Annotated in this window: 20 protein-coding genes; 6 read left to right on the top strand and 14 right to left on the bottom strand. The window is 34.4% G+C overall.

The annotated features are described in order from the left end of the window. Window positions 1-203 (top strand): formyl transferase (locus tag BW951_RS23105; RefSeq protein ID WP_228427585.1); only part of this gene is annotated, 203 nt, incomplete at its 5' end. A gap of 120 nt (window positions 204-323) precedes the next feature. Here the strand turns inward: BW951_RS23105 and BW951_RS21000 are convergent. Both BW951_RS21000 and BW951_RS22925 read right to left on the bottom strand, forming a co-directional pair. Beyond that, the gene (locus BW951_RS21000; RefSeq protein WP_076396440.1) at window positions 324-680 is read right to left on the bottom strand and encodes a DUF7674 family protein; all 357 of its coding nucleotides are present in this window, start codon (window positions 678-680) and stop codon (window positions 324-326) included. A gap of 1 nt (window position 681) precedes the next feature. After that, a complete protein-coding gene (locus tag BW951_RS22925; RefSeq protein WP_165762972.1) occupies window positions 682-846 on the bottom strand; it encodes a hypothetical protein in 165 nt (54 codons plus the stop codon). A gap of 208 nt (window positions 847-1,054) precedes the next feature. Here BW951_RS22925 and BW951_RS21015 point away from each other — a divergent pair, with 208 nt between their 5' ends. From BW951_RS21015 to BW951_RS21030, 4 genes are all read left to right on the top strand, one after another. Beyond that, complete coding sequence (locus tag BW951_RS21015; RefSeq protein WP_076396447.1) at window positions 1,055-2,068, top strand: nucleoid-associated protein; 1,014 nt, start codon at window positions 1,055-1,057, stop codon at window positions 2,066-2,068. A 384-nt stretch (window positions 2,069-2,452) separates the two neighbouring features. After that, entirely contained in the window at window positions 2,453-4,645 is a 2,193-nt protein-coding gene (locus tag BW951_RS21020) for an ATP-binding protein (protein ID WP_076396449.1), read from the top strand. A gap of 26 nt (window positions 4,646-4,671) precedes the next feature. Further along, window positions 4,672-5,223 carry a biliverdin-producing heme oxygenase gene (locus BW951_RS21025; protein ID WP_076396451.1) on the top strand — a complete coding sequence of 184 codons (552 nt, stop codon included), beginning with the start codon at window positions 4,672-4,674 and terminating at the stop codon, window positions 5,221-5,223. 203 nt (window positions 5,224-5,426) lie between these two features. Further along, complete coding sequence (locus tag BW951_RS21030) at window positions 5,427-6,353, top strand: malate dehydrogenase (RefSeq protein WP_029294870.1); 927 nt, start codon at window positions 5,427-5,429, stop codon at window positions 6,351-6,353. Window positions 6,354-6,456: 103 nt separating this feature from the next. Here the strand turns inward: BW951_RS21030 and BW951_RS21035 are convergent, their stop codons facing one another. The 12 genes from BW951_RS21035 to BW951_RS21090 all read right to left on the bottom strand — a co-directional run bounded on the left by BW951_RS21035 (window position 6,457) and on the right by BW951_RS21090 (window position 17,972). Then, entirely contained in the window at window positions 6,457-7,506 is a 1,050-nt protein-coding gene (locus BW951_RS21035) for a C-type lectin domain-containing protein (RefSeq protein WP_139326231.1), read from the bottom strand. 21 nt (window positions 7,507-7,527) lie between these two features. Continuing rightward, window positions 7,528-8,574 carry a C-type lectin-like domain-containing protein gene (locus BW951_RS21040; RefSeq protein ID WP_076396455.1) on the bottom strand — a complete coding sequence of 349 codons (1,047 nt, stop codon included), beginning with the start codon at window positions 8,572-8,574 and terminating at the stop codon, window positions 7,528-7,530. Window positions 8,575-8,941: 367 nt separating this feature from the next. Next, entirely contained in the window at window positions 8,942-9,682 is a 741-nt protein-coding gene (locus BW951_RS21045; protein ID WP_076396457.1) for an ATP-grasp domain-containing protein, read from the bottom strand. A 549-nt stretch (window positions 9,683-10,231) separates the two neighbouring features. Then, window positions 10,232-11,290, bottom strand: coding sequence for a tetratricopeptide repeat protein (locus tag BW951_RS21050; RefSeq protein WP_076396459.1), 1,059 nt, complete (start codon window positions 11,288-11,290; stop codon window positions 10,232-10,234). Window positions 11,291-11,406: 116 nt separating this feature from the next. Continuing rightward, on the bottom strand, window positions 11,407-12,201 hold the full coding sequence (locus BW951_RS21055; RefSeq protein WP_076396461.1) for a helix-turn-helix domain-containing protein: 795 nt from the start codon (window positions 12,199-12,201) through the stop codon (window positions 11,407-11,409). 243 nt (window positions 12,202-12,444) lie between these two features. Beyond that, window positions 12,445-13,416 carry an SDR family oxidoreductase gene (locus tag BW951_RS21060; RefSeq protein ID WP_076396463.1) on the bottom strand — a complete coding sequence of 324 codons (972 nt, stop codon included), beginning with the start codon at window positions 13,414-13,416 and terminating at the stop codon, window positions 12,445-12,447. A gap of 96 nt (window positions 13,417-13,512) precedes the next feature. Continuing rightward, complete coding sequence (locus BW951_RS21065) at window positions 13,513-14,280, bottom strand: hypothetical protein (protein ID WP_076396465.1); 768 nt, start codon at window positions 14,278-14,280, stop codon at window positions 13,513-13,515. Between the two features lie 113 nt (window positions 14,281-14,393). Next, entirely contained in the window at window positions 14,394-15,131 is a 738-nt protein-coding gene (locus tag BW951_RS21070; RefSeq protein WP_076396467.1) for an SDR family oxidoreductase, read from the bottom strand. Between the two features lie 70 nt (window positions 15,132-15,201). After that, window positions 15,202-15,786 carry a TetR/AcrR family transcriptional regulator gene (locus BW951_RS21075; protein ID WP_076396469.1) on the bottom strand — a complete coding sequence of 195 codons (585 nt, stop codon included), beginning with the start codon at window positions 15,784-15,786 and terminating at the stop codon, window positions 15,202-15,204. A 100-nt stretch (window positions 15,787-15,886) separates the two neighbouring features. Beyond that, entirely contained in the window at window positions 15,887-16,426 is a 540-nt protein-coding gene (locus BW951_RS21080; protein WP_076396471.1) for a GNAT family N-acetyltransferase, read from the bottom strand. A gap of 3 nt (window positions 16,427-16,429) precedes the next feature. Then, window positions 16,430-16,753 carry a hypothetical protein gene (locus BW951_RS21085; RefSeq protein WP_139326232.1) on the bottom strand — a complete coding sequence of 108 codons (324 nt, stop codon included), beginning with the start codon at window positions 16,751-16,753 and terminating at the stop codon, window positions 16,430-16,432. 295 nt (window positions 16,754-17,048) lie between these two features. Next, on the bottom strand, window positions 17,049-17,972 hold the full coding sequence (locus tag BW951_RS21090; RefSeq protein WP_076396475.1) for a hypothetical protein: 924 nt from the start codon (window positions 17,970-17,972) through the stop codon (window positions 17,049-17,051). A gap of 537 nt (window positions 17,973-18,509) precedes the next feature. On the opposite strand from BW951_RS21090, the gene pafA reads away from it, so the two are divergent. Beyond that, entirely contained in the window at window positions 18,510-20,156 is a 1,647-nt protein-coding gene (gene pafA / locus BW951_RS21095; protein WP_076396477.1) for an alkaline phosphatase PafA, read from the top strand. The last annotated feature ends 61 nt before the right edge of the window (window positions 20,157-20,217 follow it).

Consider the following 20,217-nt stretch of genomic DNA (forward strand, 5'->3'; position numbering starts at 1 on the left):
AATCCGCTGCAAGACTCTGGCGCGATACATTGCTCCCCATGGGTGTGAAACTCTTTGAATCAGCCCTTAATGACATTTTAAATGGCGTGATCAAACGAACTCCGCAGGACAAAAGGTTTAGTACATTCGAACCGGACACCAATGTCAAAGATATATACCGACCGGATCTATTAATGATCGGATATGAAGACAGCCACCAATAAGTGGCTGCTTTTTTATATCTTTGGGTTTATATTTTTCTCGGCAGTTTCGAAAGGGGCTTTGCGCTTTTTGGAATTGTTGATTGTACTTTTGTAATAAAATCTGCAAAAAATGTAATGAACTTAAATGCCGTGATTGTAGATTTGTCTGGAATAGACCGTCTGAAGATCCTTGGAAATATGACTAAAGATCATTTTTCGGTATTCCTCACTGCAGAAAGCAGTAGAATTGTCCAGTGAATAAATAAACGTATGTTCCACAGCATTTTTAAGTACGGCATCTCCGTTTCTGTAAATATCATCCATCTTTTTCAGACATAGAAACAGAATATTCCGGTCATTTTGCTTAATTCTGTCTTTAATATTGTCTGTAAACGTCTGAATAACGCTGTAGGAATTTTGTTTTCTGTTTTGTTTCAGCTCATTTTCAATCTCGGGAATCACTTCTTTGATTTCCTGTGCAGCTTCTAAATAGTTCATATTATTGTTGATTAAGTTCTAAAATTTTAATGAATGCTCCGAAAGTAAAAACTGCCAAAAAGGCTACAATCAGAAGATGATACGGTTTCAGCCACTTCGGGGTTTGCGGTCCTCTGCTTTTTAATCTTCTCAGCTTATCAATTCTGTTCAAAGTTTTTAAGTCCATATTCTTATGTTTTGAGGATAATGTTGCCAATGCTATACCTTTGAATTTTTATTTAAATTAAAATATTGATTATCAGAATTTTGTTGATTTATTTTAATTTTTAAAATCCTCAAAAATCCTATCAAAATGATAACGCTTTTATCATTATGGAAATCCTGTTGATTATCTGATTTAATTAATATCTTTGCAGTCCAAAAATATTCAGGAAATGTTTTCAAAAATCGTAGTACACAGAGTCGGAAATAAAATCAACGGAGAATCTTTAACGCTTTCTCAGGAAGAATTACAGTTGGAAGAAGGAATGGCGGAACTGCTGGAAAATTACTTCTTAGGTTCCTTTAAATCAGAAGAAACCTTCCATTTTTACAGCGATTCTTATCTGGTGAATAATCCGGTGTACAGTTCTGTTTCTGAGATTTTTGATGACAAGTCAAAATTCCTCTGGGAATCTGAAAACATCGCCAAACATCTTTTCGAAGCCGCTGAAAACCCAAGAGTTCAGGGCGGAGAATTGTTCATTGTATATTTCGAGGACGAAAGAGAAGGAACAGAAAGAGTAGACAAGATCGGAATTTTTAAAACCGAAAAAAGAGAATCTTTCCTTAAAATTTCTCCTAATGAAGAAACATTCGATATCGAAAAAGATCAGGGAATCGGGTTGTCTAAAATAGATAAAGCGGCTTTAATCTATAATAACGATAAAGAAACGGGATACGTACTTTCTGTTGTGGATAACAACAAAAACGGGGATATGTATTACTGGTTCGAAGATTTTTTAAAAGTAAAGCAGCGCGACGACGAATATTTTCATACACAGGAAGCTTTAATGGTATATAAAGATTATATTACCAAGCAATTGCCTCAGGAATTTGAAGTTTCCAAAGCCGATCAGGCAGATTTTTTAAACAAATCAATCAATTTTTTCAAAGAAAAGGAAGAATTTAAGCTGGATGAATTTGCTGCCGAAGTTTTGGGTGACGAGCATGTAATCGAAAGTTTCAACAATTTTAAAACCGATTACGAACAGGATATGCAGATTAATATTGCAGAAGAATTCCCGATTAGTGAAGCCGCTGTAAAGAAAACGCAGAGACATTTTAAAAGCATCATCAAATTAGACAAAAACTTCCACATCTACATCCACGGCGACAGACAGAAAATTGCACAGGGAGAAGATGAAAACGGAAAATATTATATGCTGTACTTCGATAAAGAAGTGTAAGCACAGTTGCCATTTATAGTTGGGGTAAAACAAGATTGTATTTCTTCGGTGTAGAATAGGAGAGGGATGAATTTCGTCATTTCAAACAACTGGAATTCTGAAAGTTGTATTTTTTATAAAAATGATAGCCTCTTTCTGATTTTTATCTGCAGATAAATAAAAATTATACCGTTAGAAAAAAAAATAACGGTTTATGGTTAAATTTAATTAGGCTTAGTGTAAAATATTCTGGTTTTGAATTTCCTGTATATCCTATGAATAAAGAAAAATATTCTATAAAACTCATGTTTTGCTGAAATATTATAACTTTTTGTGGTACGCGTTTATAGAGAAAAAATCCGATTAGATAAAAAAAGTCGTATATTTGATAGGTCAAAATATTATATGAATTTTGTTGAGTGTCATGAGGAGCCTATCCATATTCCGGGCTACATACAAAGTTTTGGTTATCTGATTGGCATTGATGCGAAGTCTCATTCCATAGCTTTTTTTAGTAAGAATATCGAGGATATATTTAATATCGAAAATGCAAATATGCTTTTTGATAAGAAGCTTACGGACTTTCCGGAAAGCTTTAAAAGCATTATAGATTCGGATATTTATAATTCTTTAGCCGACTTTACCAAAAGAGAAAACGAAACATATTTTGATAAAATCTTTATTGGAGGCATAGAATATCATTTTTCTGTTTTCAGAAGCAAGGATAAAATTTTTCTTGAGTTCGAAAAAGTTTTACTCAATCCCAACAAAAGAATTTCCAACAAGTACGATAATTTCTACATTATTGATGATGAACAGGAAATTTGGGATCAGCTTTTAAATACCCTTTCAAAAATTGTGAATTATGACCGAATGATGGTTTATAAATTCATGATGGACGGTTCGGGAAAAGTAATCGCGGAGAAAAGAGATGAAAATATCGAGAGCTATCTCGGTCTTCATTATCCTGAATCCGACATTCCGAAACAGGCAAGAGAACTTTATCTTAAAAAAAGAAAAAGAATTTTCAGCAACGTTCATTCGGAAACAGTTCCTATATTCAGTAAATCTGATGAAACAATAGATCTTACGTATTCGGGATCGCGCGGAATGTCGCCTATTCACGGGCAATACATCAAAAATTCCGGCGCCTCTTCCAGTTTCAGTGTATCCATTATTATAGATGATTATCTTTGGGGACTTGTTACCTGTCAGAATTCCGAACCAAAACACATTGATCTTGAAGACCGCGTTCAGGCAGGAATTTTTACGGCTTTGGCGTCCAATGCCTACTCGTCCTTCAGATCGAAAAAAGAGCTGGATTACCGTTTGTATCTTAATGAAAAATGTTCCCGGTTAAAAGAGGAATTCTTAAAATACAACAATCTTTTTGATTCTTTAATCGAAAATAAATCTGAAATTAAGGAACTTCCGGAAGCAGACGGATTAGCCATCATCGCCGACGAAAAAATCGTTACCGAAGGTGAAACTCCGGATTATAATGTAATTGAAAAGCTGGCTCAGTGGGCTCATCAGAATATAGATGAGAATATCTATCTCAGCAGAAGTTTTCTGAAAGATCATGGTAAAGAGATCGGTCTCGACGAAAAATGTGCAGGAGTGGCTTTTTATTTTATTGAAAAATCTAAAAATAATCTGCTGATCTGGTTCCGTAAAGAATTTGATGAACACATCGACTGGGCAGGAAATCCTGAAAAGAAAATAGATGTGATTGTGAAAAACGGAGAACAGACACAGGTGGTTTCTCCAAGAACGTCTTTCCAGATCTTTACCGAGGACATCAAAGGAAATTCTAAAAGATGGAATTCCAGAAACGTTGCCGCATTACAGGCAGTTCGTGATCTGATCCTTGAAACATCCCATAAAAATTACATCACCATAAAAAGGCTTAATGATGAGCTTAAAAAGGTGAATGAGGAGCTCGACAGTTTCTCTTATACGATTTCACACGATCTGGGAACTCCGCTTACAGTAATGAAACTGAACGCCCAAATGCTTCTGAAAAGTCTTACGGACGGTTCAGACAAAAGCAGAAATAAAATCAATTCCATCATCGAGGAAATCGACAATATGGCGGAAATGATGCATGATGTACTCCAGTTAAGCCGTGCAAAACACAGCGAAATAGAACTCGAAAGGTTACAGACGGAGCAAACCATAGCGAAGATCTCCGAAAATGCTAAAATAACGTTTGATACTTCAGAAAGCGAAGTGGTCATTAATGATTGTCCCGATGTTCTTGCCGATAAAACAATGCTTCATCAGGTATTTTTAAACATCATCAATAACGCCATAAAATATTCTTCCCATCAGGAAAAACCGAAAGTAATTATCGGCGGAACGGAAGAAGAAGACACGGTAGTCTACAGAATTACAGACAACGGAATCGGAATTCCAGAAGAAAATAAGCATAAAATGTTTAAAATTTTCAACAGGATGGATAATGCGAAGAAGTTTAAAGGAAACGGAGTAGGACTATCGATCGTGCACAGAATTATGCAGAGACTTGGCGGGAACGTAGACTATGAAAGCAGTAAAAACGGCACTACTTTTATCCTCACCTTTAAAAAACCTTAATTAAAAATTTACTTTAAAATTCCGGTATGGTATCTGAATATCTAAAACAAAATACGGCAGAATTTCATGATGCCGCGGAAAAACTTTTTAACTCTAAAAAAATATTCGACAGAACTTTTACGCTGGAAGATTATAAGAAGATCATTGGCAGAAATTATCTGATGCTGCTTCATTCCGAAGATCAGATTTTCGACAGTCTTTCTGAAAAATTCTCTGAAAAACTTCAGCTTGAAGAAAGAAAAAAACTTCCTTTGATTGAGCAGGATCTTAAAAGTCTGGACATGGAAAATCACAAGGTTTCAGGAGAACTCAGTTTTTCCAATGAAAATGAAGCTTTAGGAGCGATGTACGTGATCGAAGGTTCTACTCTGGGAGGAAATGTTATTGCAAAACAGCTTTCCAAAACAGAAGGATTTGATGATGTTACTTTCAATTTCTTCGGCTGTTACCGTGAAAATACAGGGTTTATGTGGAAAAATTTCAAGGAAGTTCTTGATAATGAGGTTTCTGAAAAAAATTATGATGAGGTTTTATCCGGAGCTAAAAAACTGTATGCCTTTCTTCTGAACGTCCATTAATTACGATATAAAACATAAATATCACTTTTAAAGATAATTAAATTCCTGAAAGATTGCCCAATTTTTCAGGAATTGTTAAATTTGGGAGTTTTCAATTGTAAACCAAAAGTAAACAAACAATTCAAATAAATAAATTTTAAAAGTTATATTATGAAACTGTAAAGTTCCATAATACCATTAAAAAACAATAAATTAAGTATATTATGAAAGTAACTGTAGTAGGTGCAGGCGCTGTAGGAGCAAGCTGTGCAGAATACATCGCAATGAAAAACTTCTGTTCAGAAGTAGTTTTAGTAGACATTAAAGAAGGTTTCGCAGAAGGTAAAGCAATGGATCTGATGCAGACAGCATCGCTTAACGGATTCGATACAAAAATTACCGGAACAACAGGAGATTACAGCAAAACTGCAGGTTCTCACGTAGCGGTTATTACTTCGGGGATTCCAAGAAAACCGGGAATGACGAGAGAAGAATTAATCGGAATCAACGCGGGAATCGTAAAAGAAGTTACAGAAAACTTAGTAAAACATTCTCCGGAAGTAATCATCATTGTGGTTTCTAATCCAATGGATACAATGGCTTATCTGGTACACAAAACTTCAGGTCTTCCTAAGCATAAAATCATCGGAATGGGTGGTGCATTAGACTCTGCAAGATTTAAATACAGATTGGCTGAAGCTTTAGAAGCTCCGATTTCTGACGTAGACGGAATGGTAATCGCTGCTCACAGTGATACCGGAATGCTTCCTCTATTGAGCAAAGCGACAAGAAACGGTGTTCCTGTAACTGAATTCTTAGATGCTGAACAGCAGAAATACGTTATTGAAGAAACTAAAGTAGGAGGTGCAACGCTCACCAAATTATTAGGAACTTCAGCTTGGTATGCTCCGGGTGCGGCTGTTTCTGTAATGGTTCAGGCGATTGCTTGCGATCAGAAAAAAATGATCCCTTGTTCTTTAATGCTTGAAGGAGAATACGGACAAAATGATATCTGCCTTGGTGTTCCTGCCATTATCGGAGCAAACGGTGTGGAAAAAATCGTAAACGTAACGCTTACTGCGGAAGAGCAATTGAAATTTGCTGAAGCTGCGAATGCAGTAAGAGAAGTGAATGGAGATTTGAAGTTTTAAGAAAAACTCACATTTAGATATAAAAAAGGCTGTTCTCTATTTTGAGACAGCCTTTTATTTTTGTTGATTTTAATAAAGATTTAAATTCATAATTTTCAGTTTTTTAATCTTCATTAAATTCTAAAATAACCTGATCAAAAGCACTCAAATTAAATGTAGTAGAGGTTCCTATTAAGTCGTTCCATTGTCTTGAAGCATTACCTGATGTACTGTAAATATGGCAGGATCCTTCTGTTCCTCCACTGTTATTGGGCTCTCCTGTTGCAAAGAAACTCTGAGGGGTTGAGTTTGGAGAAGTCGTCCAGTCAATCGTCCAGTCTTCACCCGTGATCCATGTAAATTCTGTGGAGTTTCCAGGATAAGCCACTTTGTTATATCCGATCCAGATATTGTTATTAAGATTGTAACCTGTTGTGTTTGCTAAAATATTGGTATTAATATATGTTCTTTCTGCATTGGAAGTAATGGTAACCACATATCCTCCTACCTGCTTCGCAAAAGTAAAAGTATCATAAAAGTTTTTGCCCCCTCCAAGCTGATAAGCACAGTAAGTATGTCCGTTGGAACCTGTTCCTGACCATTTCTTGCATCCTCTTTCTGAAACACTTACCCCTCCGAATGTTGTAGGAACAGCTCTTTGTGAAGTTTTCACAGGAACGTATCCCAAAATAGATGTACTGAATCCTGCTGAACCAGATGATGATGAGTTTCCTGAAGTAAGCAAAGAGACTACCCAGGTTGTGCCCGAAGTTGCCCCTGTATTTTTAATTACAGCATAGTAACCTGCAGGAATCGTGAAACTTGCCTGAGCTGTTGCTACATTGGAAACATCTATTTTTTCAGTACCATTAGGGGTAATTGTAACATCAAAAGCACTTCCGTTTCTTATTTCATAAACTCTGCCGCCAAATGTAGCAGGTGAGGCTACGGCTGCAGGAAGAGACCATGTTGCAGCGGCGGTTCCTCTATAATCCAGATATTCGTCAGTAGATAAAAAACTATATGAAGTGGCTGTACTCTGTTTATAAGGAGTAGCAAAAGATCCTTTAACATCTAAGGTACTTCCGGGAGTATTGGTGTTGATACCTACCTGACTATTCACTATCGAAAAAATGGACAATACAAAGCTTATAGTTATAATTTTATTTTTCATGTTTAATTTATGTTTTATTGTTTAGTCTTCATTAAATTCTAAAATAACCTGATCAAAACTCACACCTCCGCTTACCGTAAGACTTCCTGTAAGATCATTCCATTGTCTTGAACTGTTGACGGAAGTTGGGAAAATATGGCATGAGCCTTCCGTTCCCCCGCTGTTGTTGGGTTCCCCGGTTGCAAAGAAGTTTTGCGGGGTTGAATTTGGAGAGGTCGTCCAGTCGATCGTCCAGTCTTCTCCGGTGATCCATGTGAACTGATTGCTGTTACCGGGATACGCCACCTTGTTATAGCCTATCCAGATGCTGTTATTAAGCGAGTAGCCTGTTGTATTTGATAAAAGATTGTTGTAAATAAATGTTCTTTCCGCATTGGAAGTTATTGTAGAAATATATCCTCCCACTTGTTTTGCAAAAGTAAATGTGTCGTAGAAGTTTTTTGCACCTCCCAACTGATAAGCACAATATGTATGACCATTTGCTCCTGTTCCGGACCATTTTTTACATCCTCTTTCTGTAACGGAAACCCCTCCAAAGGTTGCCGGAACCGCTCTCTGAGAAGTTTTAACAGGAATGTACCCTAAAATTGATGTACTGAAACCTGTAGAATTTGCAGAACTGCTATTGCCTGTGGTAAGAAGTGTTACAACCCAGGTTGTTCCGGAGGTAAGCCCTGTATTTTTAACAGTTGCATAATATCCTGCAGGAATAGTAAAGGCTGACTGATTGACCGCTGTAGTGGATACATCTATTCTTTCAGTACCGCTCGGGTTTATCGTGATGTCAAAATTGCTTCCGTTTCTGATTTCATAAATTCTTCCTCCAAAGGTTGCCGGAGATGCTAAAGCGGCAGGAAGAGTCCATACAGCAGCAGCCGTTCCTCTGTAATCGAGATATTGATCTGAATTTAATAATGAATAGGAGGTTGCCGTTACTGCTTTGTAAGGGGTTGCAAAAGAACCTTTAATGTCGAGTGTACTTGCAGGATTGTTTGTACTGATACCAACTTGTGCATTACATGTAAATATAATACACAGACTTATCAGGGAAATAAATTTGTTTTTCATTATCATATTTTTTTATAATTGTAAATATATAAATAAAATGATAATTTATATATGGTTAATGTGTTATTTTTTCGTAAATAAATGTTTAATTCACAAAAAAGTGTGTTTTATTATGTTAAATCACTATTTTTTTGAATTTGAGGAAATGCCGAAAATGTGCGATTTTACGATTAAATTTATCAGTTGTATCATAAAAAAAATATGAATCTTTCAGATATAATTATTTATGAAATTAAATATGAAATTCATAAATTTTTATTTTAAAAACTTAAAAAATAACCTTATAATAAGTGATTAATCGAAAAAATCAGAAATGAATGATGTTATTTTTCACCTTCATTTTAAAAAATTCATGCTATTTTAAACTTTAGGTTTCGAAAATTCCCTCCCATCTCCTGAGAATCAAATCTGTATAAATTTCCTTGTCCAAACCATAAGAACCCAGTGCAAAACCATCATTCCATTCAACTAATGCAGTTTCTCCGTTGTTCAGAATTCCGAAATCTATTCCGTAAGCACTGGTTTTTTCGTCTGAATTTTCAAAATCTTTAATAGCCGTTTTTACCGTATCCATATCCAGTTTAAGATTTATGTCTCCGCTGTAATTTTTTATTCCGACAATTTCTGACTGATTGACAAAAACCCGGAATTCAGAAAGCCATTCTACAACCGATGAACAGTATAATTCTGTATCTTTTGAAAATGATTCCAGCCTGAGAAGATCGTAATTCGACTGGATAACAAAACCTGTGAAAAGCTTGGCTTTAGATTTCGGTTTTACAAAAATAGTTAAGGATTCTTCATGACTTTGCATCATGAGTTTTTTCACAGTTGTTTCCCAAATATTTCTTTTTAAATATTTTCTTAAACTTTCAGGATAAGATAAAGTTAATGAACGGATACCCATCTTTCTGAAAACGTACAACATTGTTGAATGATCTCCTACAATCAACGTTTCCTGATTGATTTGAATTTGATTTCGCTGTAATCTTTTTATGGTAAAGAATTCGCAATCAATTCCTCTGGATTCCAAAACGGTTTTTACTTCCAGAAATTCAGGTTCTGTTTTACCATTGCCGTATTCCTGAATGTAAGCTTTTGTAATCATCGTAGAAATTAATTTTAATAAAGATAAAAGAAAAACGTGCTCCAAGAACACGTTTTTTGTAGTTTATCATACTACTTGCCGGATATTTTTTTCCATTTGGAGACAGGTTTATAAAAAATGAATGATTTATATTGCTTAGCTATTCCTATGTCTTATTCCGAAACCACTACAATATTCAGAATGTCCATTGTCTGTATCATACGCTTTGCTGTTGATAAATGTTTTTACAGATTTTAATTCAATATCAGGACAAATAATTACTGATTTTGAATTAAAGTTAAAAAAAGCTGCTTAAATAAAATGCCGGAAAACTCTATGGAGTTTTATCTGTGTAGAAATCATATTAGGAATACGTTCGGCGTTCCGTAGAATGTTATCTTTAGAATATTTATTGTATTATAGATATCAATCGGTAGGATTGATTGATAGACTTATTCTTATTTTTATACTAAAAGAGGAAAGCTTATTTTAAACAACGTCAAAGAATAAAATGTGTAAATATCTGACTTGATGTATTCTTTTTCAACTTAAATAAACTTTACATACTGATTATTCTGCAATATAAAGATTCGTTTTGTCGATCTTCAGATCATTTTCATCTGCTGTATACCATTCGACAAATTTTTGATATTCTGCATTATTACTTTCCTGCCATTTTGTAAAAGCATTTTCGTCACCAATCTGAAATACATAATGATTGTAAGCGTTGAAAACCTGATGGTCTTCCATCTTTCTGAAGTAATCCAAAAGAACATTGGGGTGATCTTTTTTCAGACGTGTTGAATATTCTTTTAAAAAATTACTCCGTATTTTGGCAAAGCTTTCAAAAGTAAATTCTTTCTGTCCTAAAGTTGAAAGCATCATGCTGGCTTCAAACATAATACAGAAAGGGACTTTATTTTTATTTATTGAATTAACGTCTACAGAAATTACTTTACACAGTGATATAGTATTGGATTTTTCGTCTTTTATATCAATTGCATCTTTATAGGTTTGATAGAGCTTTTTGCTCATTTCCTGAGTTCTTTTTGTTGTTCTTTCCAGATTTACAAAAATTTCTCCGTAAATAAGACCCGGCAATTTGTTATTAGATTTTAAATACAGATTCGATACTCTATAGTAGTTTGAAGGATACGTTGGATCGACCTTGATTCCTTTCTCATAAATTTTGATGGCTTCTTCAGGTTGATCATATTCGTAAATTACTCCTTTTTCCAGATATAATCTCCCTGAATTCGGGAATTTTTTGAGACCTTCATCATAAGTTGCAATGGCTTTTTCGGGGTTATTATCATAGTCATACGAATTTCCTAAAAGCTGATAATAATCGGCTTGGATCGCGGGATAGCTTTTTATTTTTTCCAGCTGGGATATCGCGTTTTTGTAATCTTTTTTCTGAAGAAGCGCGTATGCAATTTCGTAAGGATAAGTGTACTCTGAAGGATCATTTTTTTCACATTCTTGTAAAATTGCAATTCCTTCATCAAATTTGGATTGATCGATAAGTTTTACCGCATCATATACTTTTTCACATTTAAATGTTTTTTTCTGAGCAATAAATGTTTGAAATGAAATTACTGTAAGAATTAAAAAGAGGATCCGTGTCATGGTAATTACTGTTAGTTTTATTTACCAAAGATGCATATTTTTTCACGAATGTGGAGTATTTAAAGAAAAAAGAGCGGAAAATCACTCTTAAAAGTATCAGACAAATTTTTTCAGTTCTAAACCCTTAATTTTACAACCTCCGAAGGAGGAACCCCGAATTTCTTTTTAAAAGCAAAAGAAAAGTGGGATAGATCCTCAAAACCGAGATCAATATAAATATCTGTCGGTTTTCTGTGTTCCTTGTCCAGAAGGAAATAAGCTTCATCTAAGCGTTTTTTCATCAGCCATTTTCCGGGACTTGTATTAAAAATTGCTTTAAATTCTCTTTTAAAGGTCGATAAGCTTCGTCCCGTCATAAAAGCAAAACGTTCCATACTGATATTGAATTTAAAATGCTGGTTCATAAAATATTCCAGATCAATTTTGTGCGGAACATTGAAATTAAAAAAAATATCTTTCAGCCCGGGATGGTTCTTCAGCAGGATCATCAACAGTTCTTCACGTTTAATATCTACAAAAATATCATCAAGCTGTTCCGCTCCGTTGTAGTAAGGTTCTAAAGAATGTACAAAATTATGGATCAGCTTATCTTCCTGAATAAACAAAAAAGAATCGGTATTGTCAGTAGGCTCTGCGTGATAAGGATGGCGCTCCAGAAACTTTTTCAGAAAAGCTTCATCAAACGTAATGATCACTTTTTCAAACTGTCCGTTATCTTTATGTTTTGTGTACCGTACAAGATGATTTTTTCTTGCAATGCAGTAATCACCGGGTTTCATATCATAATATCTGTAACCGTCATATGAAACCATTGATCCTTTAAACAGAAACAAAAAGAAATGCTCAGGAATAAATTGTTCCGGTGATATTTCGGGACCGAGATGACAGGATTGTAAATTATTGAATTTCAATTTTTTTTCTCTTTTTTATGATGTTCTTTTGTCTTGAAACAAAAGAACGAAAAATTCAAGACATGGAAACTTTCGCTAAAAAATATTTTTGTTCTCTAAAAATCCCTAAACTCGTGCGAATTAAATTTTGGTTCTTTGATTTAACATTTATGTCGCACTCAAACAGTGGGATTTTCTTTACGTTCACTAAATTATTTTTCTTTACGCTCAATTTTCCTATGTCGATTAAAATCAGATATAAATTTATAATCTTTTCATCAAACTATCGGCACTTGCCAGCAAAGCTTCTTCACGGCTTCTCGGATTCCAATGAAGGATTGTTTTTGCTTTTTCGTTAGACATTTCTTTGTAGAATTCTTTATCAATCGGTTCCAGATGCTGAATGTTTTCAGCGTACTGCGGTCTTTCTTTTTTGAATAATTCAGCGACATCGTAAAAGCTCATCACATCGTTTGAAGTAGCGATAAAACGTTCTCCGGCAGCTTTCGGATCAATCATCGCTTTGATATGAATATCCGCAACATCTCTCACGTCAACAACGCCCATTGTGAAAACCGGAGTTTGATTCATTGTTCCGTTCAGAATTCCTGAAACGGCAATATCCAGTGAAGCAGAAGTGATTCCGCCAATTGCAGGACCGAAAATCCCGACAGGATTGATAACTGATAATTCCAAACCGTTGCCTTCTTTTTCGATGAATTCCCATGCGGATTTCTCAGCGACGGTTTTCGATTTGATGTAAGCCGGAAGTTCTGCATTCACATCCGTCCAGTCTTCCTCCGTGAAAATATGATCTTTGATATCTTTGCTGTAACCGACTGCCGCGAAAGAAGAGGTCAAAACCACTCTTTTCACACCTGCATCACGCGACGCTTTCAAAACGCGCAAAGCTCCGTCTCTCGCCGGAATGATGAGTTCATTTTCATCTTTCGGATCTTGCGCAGGGAAAGGTGAAGCAACATGAAGAACATAATCACAATCTTTCACGGCTTCATCCCAATTGTTGTCGCTTGTAAGATCTGCCTCTACAAATGAAAGGTGCGAAAAATCTGTGATTCCTCCTTCTTCCAATGCTTTGATGATGATGTCTTTTTTCGACAATGAACGAAGTGTTGTTTTCACTTCATATCCTTGCTGTAATAATTGCAGAACAGTATGAATTCCCAAAAATCCTGTTCCTCCCGTTACCAAAACTGTTGTTTTTGTATTTTCCATTTTTATTTAAATTTTATAATACAAAGTTGAGGATAATTTGGAGTGTGGATTTTGTTGTGGGGTTCAATTTTTGTTTGTTGTGGAGGCCAGAATATTTTATTTAATTATTTTATTTAATGTTGAGTCATTTATTGTTTTGCGAATATATTTTAACATTGCTTTGTTTTTTTCTACATCTTTTGGGTCTTTTAAATCTACTTTTGATGTAATTGTATAACTAATTTTTGATCCTCCTGTCATTTGTATATTACTATTAAGGTTAAGCTTCTTTAATTGAACAGAATTGTAATCCAGTTGAGAAATTTTATTTTTTTTAAATGTTACGTAACCAATATCAATAGTATCATTTGATAAGTTTCCATTTTGTGTCAAAAATTGAGTCGTCATTTTTAATTTTAAGCTATCAAGAATTGTGAAATCTCTAAAATTATTTCCAGTAGGTTCAATTTCTAAACTTCCAAAAAGATAGTCCTGATAATTAGATGTAAGATTTATATACTTATTTTCATTCATGTTTAAAATAATGGGAAATTTACTTTTATTATTATCGCCTATTCTTCTGTAATAATTTTGATTGTCTTCGGTTTTAACTTCTAAAATAAGATTTGCATCTAAAATTAATTCTGTTTGATTCCCTGTATTTTTATAAAATACAGGGATGATTATAGTATCATTATTATTGTTGTAATCAGGAGTTAGGAAGGAATAAAAAACTTCATGCTTAGTATTAAAGAACTGAAAATAAAAAGTTATAATTGAAAGTAAAATTGCTATAAAGGATAATGAATTACTTGAAAATAATACTTTCCAATCAAAATTTCTAATTTTATTTTTAATTCTTCTAATATAAGTTCTAATTCGCATAATTAAGAATTTATACCAAATTTAATGATTTCATATAAATAAAAAATCCCCCACGAAAAACCCGCGAGAGATAAAATATATGGAATCAATTCCAATCAGGAACGATGAAATTTTTAATTATTGAAAGCTGCAAAGGCACCTTCTGTAGCGGCGAAGAAATTGTCGTATAGTAAACCTGTATTTCCGACACGAATTTCATAAATATCTTCCTGAAGAGCTTTCACCAAATCATTCGCAACATCTGAAGCCGGAATTCCGTTTTCCAAACCACCAATTTCTGCAGAGAAATCTGTGGCAACCAATGGTGGCATTAATTCAAAAACTTTTACATTAGTATCTTTTGCCAGCTCGTATCTCAACAATTTTGTGTGAGAGTGAAGGGCAGCTTTTGAATCTGAATATGTAGGAAGATTTGCCCCCGGAACAAATCCTACAATTGACGAAACATTCACGATGGCAGCTTCATTCTGTTGTTTCAATAGAGGAAGGAATTTTTCTGAAAGTCTGATCGGCGCAAAGTAATTGGTTGTGAACTCTGCTACAGCTTTACTGTAAGCATCTCCGTCATTTGCAATATTGTAAACATAAGCATTTCCTGCATTGTTGATTAAAATATTCAATCCTCCGAAACTGGTTTTTACTTCTTCATACAACCTGTTGACATCATTTTCATCTGTAATATCCGCCTGAATTGTGAAAACATTCTCCAGATCTTTCGCTGCAGCATCTAATTTTTCTTTGTTTCTTCCTACGATGATGATTCTGTTGGCCGAGCTTAATGCTTTTGCGATTTCTAAACCGATTCCTGAACCTCCGCCAGTAATTAAAATTGTGTTGTCTGTTGTGTTCATAATAATTTGTTGTTTAAATTAAAGTAAATTTGTTTATTGTACTATTTGGTACAAAATAGAATAAAATTTTTTATTGCAGTATTTTAAGATTCATTTCAATAAGGGAATGAAGAGTTTCAGGAGAATGTTCCATTCTTCTTGTTACGTGAATTCCATTCCACAGATTAATTAGATGACAAGCCAGAATTTCCGGACTTTCCTGAGTCTTCAATCTTCCTTTTTCCTGAGCTTTTTTAATTGCTTCGAAAAAGATTTTCTGTAAACCTTTAAGTAATTCTGCGGTTAATTTCTTAATGTCCTGATCTTTTTCCGACAGCTGAACCAAGGCATTCCCCAAATAACATCCCCTTTCTGCATCGCAGTCTTTCACATGCGCAAGGTTTAAGAAAAACTGTCTTATAAATTCAATCTCGTCATCAGAATTTTCAATAGCCTGAACCATTTTCAGATTAAAATTTTCAGCAAACTGTTTAATTGACCGGAGATATAATTCCTGTTTTCCACCTTTAAAAGCCAGATAAAAACTTCCTTTCCCGATTCCCATGGCATTCAGCAATTCGTCTGCGGAAGCGGTGTCGTAGCCTTTATTTCTAAAAACTTCGGTCGCTTTTTGTATCGCTTCCTGCTCGTCGAATATTTTTGGTCTTCCTGCCATTTCTTTATTTTGATGAGACAAAGGTATATAATTGTACTATTTGGTACAAAATAAATTTTCAAATATCTTTAATAGTTTATGTCGATAATGTTCTGTTTTTCTACGTCAAAACATCAAAACTCATAAACAAAGCCGTTTCAGTGGAATCATTGTAGAGTTTTGTATTAATTCCCGTAAATTGAAATCCTGCCTTCCGGAAAAATTTTATCGCAGGATAATTGGTATTGCAAATTTCCGTTTCCACAATTCTGCACTGCAGTTCTTTGGCTTCACGGTTGATATTTTTGATCAGTAACCTTCCAAGATTCTGCCTCCGGAATTTTTCATTGATCCATATATTTTCAATAAAAAGACTGTTGTTTTTCAGTCTGTAATCGCAGATGATCCAGCCCGTCAGTTCCTCTTTTACATAAACGCCGAAAGAATGACCTTGCTGAATAATGGCATTTAAACGTTCAATATCATAAAAGTCTCGCTCCCGGATCTTTTTATAATATTGATTTTTTTCTCTCAGGATAAATTCAAAAGAATTTCCGGTTTCGATGGTTGAAACCACGAAAATTTTTTCAATTTCATAACCCTTGAAATCCTGATTTAAAAAGAGATTTTCTGTAAATGGAGCTAATCTTCGGATTTCCATCAGTTAGAATTTAGAATTCTGAGCATGAAATCTGCTTTTTGTGGCGTACAACAAGATCTGGATCATCACAAGAACAGAAATCACAATAATCCTTATCATGGCATTTTCCGAAAATCTTTCGCGGATCACTTCCATGTAATTGATCTTTTCAATGGTAAATTCCTTAAGCTGATCGATATTGGTAAAAGCATTTACCTTTCCGACTTCCGAATTGATTTCGGCTTCATTCAGCGTTGCTGCAACGTTGATAAGGTTGATATTGCTCATGAAAAGCCAACCGAACAGCAGTATTGAAATAAACAAAAGAAAAGGTCTGATAATTTTCATGAATAATGAGGGTTTTTGCTGGAACATGTATACATTTTGTGTTAATACCAAATGTAAAAAAAATCAACCGGAGAATCGCATTAAATTCACAAAATGTGTATGAAAGCTTTATCATTCAATATATTTTCCAGAATCAGCCCTTCAGTTTCTTATTCGATTGTAATATTATGACAGTAATGGTATTTTTCCGCGTACTTAGACCATATTTCGGTAGAAAGCTTACCTTTTAAAGCATGGTAACATTGTATTTGACCTTAGATTTCGGAGCTTTTACATCAAAAATATTTCATTAAATTTATAACTTACTCGCAAATTCAGTCAGGATTTCTTTGTTTTTTTGATCATAATTTTCACTAAACATGTCAAGTTTTTCATTTTTTTCTGATATTTCCTTAAGATCATTTCTGCCGGATAAATCCGCTATTCTTGACATGAAAAAATTTCCCTCAAAAATAAAGTCATTATAAGATTCTTTAAAGCGGCTGATCAGAAAACTTAATAGTTCTTTGTCATTTGGCATTGCAACAAGATCCAGCAATCCTAAATCACTATACTCTAATTTTTTTTGTGAAAGAAAATAAAGTCTTAATTTTTCTTTTTGATTGTCGTTTAGTTCAAATTTTCTTACAAAAGTATCTTTATCGCGATCATAAAAAGACATAAAATCACTTTCAGGAGAAAGTTCATAAGTTCCTTCCCATTTTGTGGGTTTTTGCAATGCACATTCTACAAGCCAATCTACTGTTTTAGCATGTTTTTCTTCTTCATTTTTAATTTTCAAAATATCCTGCATCTCAAGAATTCTCTTTTTATAAACAGAATATTCTTCTTTTTCTAATATTTTTGAGCCATACGATAAAGAATGGGTAGAATATCTGTCTTCTTTTTTCTCCTTATACAAAAAGGCCAATGTTAATTTTCCCTTTTCGTAGTATGCAGGAGCAGGGCAGGATATTTCCGAACTTGTGTATACTTCGATAATTTGACCGGACTTAATATTTCCGTGTAAAACATCGTATATTTTTAAAACAACAATTTCAGATTTAAACCAGTCATGTTCTTTTACTTTTTTGTTACTTTTTATATCTAAAACTTCACCATATACAATGTTTTCAGATTCAATGATTAATTTTCTTAATGGCATTGGAGAAATCGGATAAGCGAACAGGTTACAACTTAAAACGCTTAAAATCAGAAATAAGAATAATTTGGTTTTCATAATGGTAAATTTTATTTCTGATATAACGGTAAATTCAAAAAAAAATTTTGAAAAGCTATAACCAAATTTTCACCCAAAAGTAAGACTAAGTTTATCGATTCAAAAACGGAAAGTGCTTTTATCCACTTCAATTCTTAAAAGTCAAGATCTTTAGGAACTGTACTGATAAAGCTGTAAGCGATGTATTGCTCTATTTTTTACAGCTAAAGAACTGGGATTTCCGACCTTCCCATAAAATCAATGATCTTTTCATCTGATTTACTTGTTTTTCATTTTCAAGATAAGAAGATATTTTTTTTCTTGTATTCCCTTTAAAAGTTGAGAAAAATATTTTTCATTTCCGAGCATAATAAGGATGGCGGAACAAAAAAAATCATAATGCTAAAACCATATAAAAGAAAAGTTTGATCATCATTAAAAAGGATATTAATTGAAATTTTAATGCAGATGAACTCAATAGAAATCAAATTTAAATAAAATTTCACACATCAAAACTTTCAAAACCCTTAAATTTGTTGTCAATAAAAATTTTACTGGATGCTTAGGAAAATTTCGGTTGCGGCGGCTGCTTTTTTGTCCGTCCTTACAATCAATGCACAGAAGAACAAAAATTCTCAGTTGGAGAGACCAAAACTTGTAGTAGGTTTGGTTGTGGATCAGATGAGGTGGGATTATTTATACCGTTTTTATAACAAATACGGCAACGACGGCTTCAAAAGACTTTTAAATACAGGATATTCTTTAAATAACGTTCATATTCCCTATGTTCCTACCGTTACAGCTTTAGGGCACACTTGTATCTACACAGGTTCTGTTCCGGCAATTCATGGGATCGCAGGAAACGACTGGACGGATAAGGAAACAGGGCAAAATGTCTACTGTACCACAGATGAAAGTGTAAAACCTGTAGGAACAGCCAATGCTAAAGTAGGAAGTCATTCTCCGAAAAATCTCTGGTCTACCACAGTTACGGATGAGCTGAGACTTGCCACCAACTTTCAGGGAAAAGTAATCGGCGTTTCTTTAAAAGACAGAGCTTCCATTTTACCGGCAGGACACACACCGAACGGAGCGTTCTGGTTTGATGATTCTACCGGAGACTTTATCACAAGTTCCTGGTATATGAATGATCTTCCGCAGTGGGTAAAAACCTTTAATTCTCAGGATTTACCGGATAAATTGGTTGCCAACGGCTGGAATACCTTACTTCCGATCGATCAGTACACAGAAAGTTCTCCGGATAATTCTTCATGGGAAGGATTGTTGGGAAGTGCCAAAACTCCTACGTTTCCTTACAGTAATTTAGCAGCAGATTATCAGGCTAAAAAAGACAATATCCGTTATACACCATTTGGAAATACACTGACACTGAAATTAGCTGAAGCAGCAGTGGAAGGCGAAAAATTAGGAGGAGACGACGTAGTGGATATGTTAGCCATCAATTTGGCATCGACGGATTATGCAGGGCATAAATTTGGTCCGAATTCTATCGAAGTGGAAGATGTCTATTTACGACTTGATAAAGATTTAGCCCAGTTTTTCAATTATCTGGATTCTAAAGTAGGAAAGGGACAGTACACCGTTTTTCTTTCGGCAGATCATGGCGGTGCGCATTCTGTAGGCTTTTTACAGGAACATAAGATCACCACAGGTTTCTTCGGAGACGGAATGGATAAAAACGTCAATCTTAAGTTAAAAGAAAAATTCGGGGTTGATAAACTGATCAATGCAGTGGATAATTACCAGATTTATTTCGACAGGAAATTACTCAAAGAAAATAATATTAAATTAGAAGACGTTGTAGATTTCACAGTAAAAGAAATTGAAAGTGATCCTTCAGATTTATACGCTGTTCCGGTAAATAAAGTTTCAGAATCTTCTATTCCTGAGCCGATTAAACAAAGAATCATCAACGGAATCAACAGACAGAGAAGTGGTGATATTCAGTTGATTTCACACGACTCCATGCTTCCTCCGTATTCAAAAACAGGGACAACGCACAGTGTATGGAATTCTTACGACTCGCATATTCCTTTAATATTTATGGGATGGGGAATTCAGCATGGTGAAAGCAATAAAGCGTACTTCATGACAGATATTGCACCTACCGTTTCTTCATTGCTTAAAATTCAGTTTCCAAGCGGAAATGTAGGAAATCCGATTACGGAAGTGATTGGAAAATAGTACTTTCCTGTAAAGATAAATGATAAAATCCTTAACCAAAAAGTTAAGGATTTTTTTGTTT

This window comes from Chryseobacterium gambrini, assembly GCF_900156825.1.
Taxonomy (GTDB): domain Bacteria; phylum Bacteroidota; class Bacteroidia; order Flavobacteriales; family Weeksellaceae; genus Chryseobacterium; species Chryseobacterium gambrini.

Excerpts from the sequence above, each read along its gene's own strand:
- BW951_RS21000 (WP_076396440.1), bottom strand. The coding sequence starts at position 680 with ATGAACTATTTAGAAGCTGCACAGGAAATCAAAGAAGTGATTCCCGAG.
- BW951_RS22925 (WP_165762972.1), bottom strand. The coding sequence starts at position 846 with ATGGACTTAAAAACTTTGAACAGAATTGATAAGCTGAGAAGATTAAAA.
- BW951_RS21015 (WP_076396447.1), top strand. The coding sequence starts at position 1,055 with ATGTTTTCAAAAATCGTAGTACACAGAGTCGGAAATAAAATCAACGGA.
- BW951_RS21020 (WP_076396449.1), top strand. The coding sequence starts at position 2,453 with ATGAATTTTGTTGAGTGTCATGAGGAGCCTATCCATATTCCGGGCTAC.
- BW951_RS21025 (WP_076396451.1), top strand. The coding sequence starts at position 4,672 with ATGGTATCTGAATATCTAAAACAAAATACGGCAGAATTTCATGATGCC.
- BW951_RS21030 (WP_029294870.1), top strand. The coding sequence starts at position 5,427 with ATGAAAGTAACTGTAGTAGGTGCAGGCGCTGTAGGAGCAAGCTGTGCA.
- BW951_RS21035 (WP_139326231.1), bottom strand. The coding sequence starts at position 7,506 with ATGAAAAATAAAATTATAACTATAAGCTTTGTATTGTCCATTTTTTCG.
- BW951_RS21040 (WP_076396455.1), bottom strand. The coding sequence starts at position 8,574 with ATGAAAAACAAATTTATTTCCCTGATAAGTCTGTGTATTATATTTACA.
- BW951_RS21045 (WP_076396457.1), bottom strand. The coding sequence starts at position 9,682 with ATGATTACAAAAGCTTACATTCAGGAATACGGCAATGGTAAAACAGAA.
- BW951_RS21050 (WP_076396459.1), bottom strand. The coding sequence starts at position 11,290 with ATGACACGGATCCTCTTTTTAATTCTTACAGTAATTTCATTTCAAACA.
- BW951_RS21060 (WP_076396463.1), bottom strand. The coding sequence starts at position 13,416 with ATGGAAAATACAAAAACAACAGTTTTGGTAACGGGAGGAACAGGATTT.
- BW951_RS21065 (WP_076396465.1), bottom strand. The coding sequence starts at position 14,280 with ATGCGAATTAGAACTTATATTAGAAGAATTAAAAATAAAATTAGAAAT.
- BW951_RS21070 (WP_076396467.1), bottom strand. The coding sequence starts at position 15,131 with ATGAACACAACAGACAACACAATTTTAATTACTGGCGGAGGTTCAGGA.
- BW951_RS21075 (WP_076396469.1), bottom strand. The coding sequence starts at position 15,786 with ATGGCAGGAAGACCAAAAATATTCGACGAGCAGGAAGCGATACAAAAA.
- BW951_RS21080 (WP_076396471.1), bottom strand. The coding sequence starts at position 16,426 with ATGGAAATCCGAAGATTAGCTCCATTTACAGAAAATCTCTTTTTAAAT.
- BW951_RS21085 (WP_139326232.1), bottom strand. The coding sequence starts at position 16,753 with ATGAAAATTATCAGACCTTTTCTTTTGTTTATTTCAATACTGCTGTTC.
- BW951_RS21090 (WP_076396475.1), bottom strand. The coding sequence starts at position 17,972 with ATGAAAACCAAATTATTCTTATTTCTGATTTTAAGCGTTTTAAGTTGT.
- pafA (WP_076396477.1), top strand. The coding sequence starts at position 18,510 with ATGCTTAGGAAAATTTCGGTTGCGGCGGCTGCTTTTTTGTCCGTCCTT.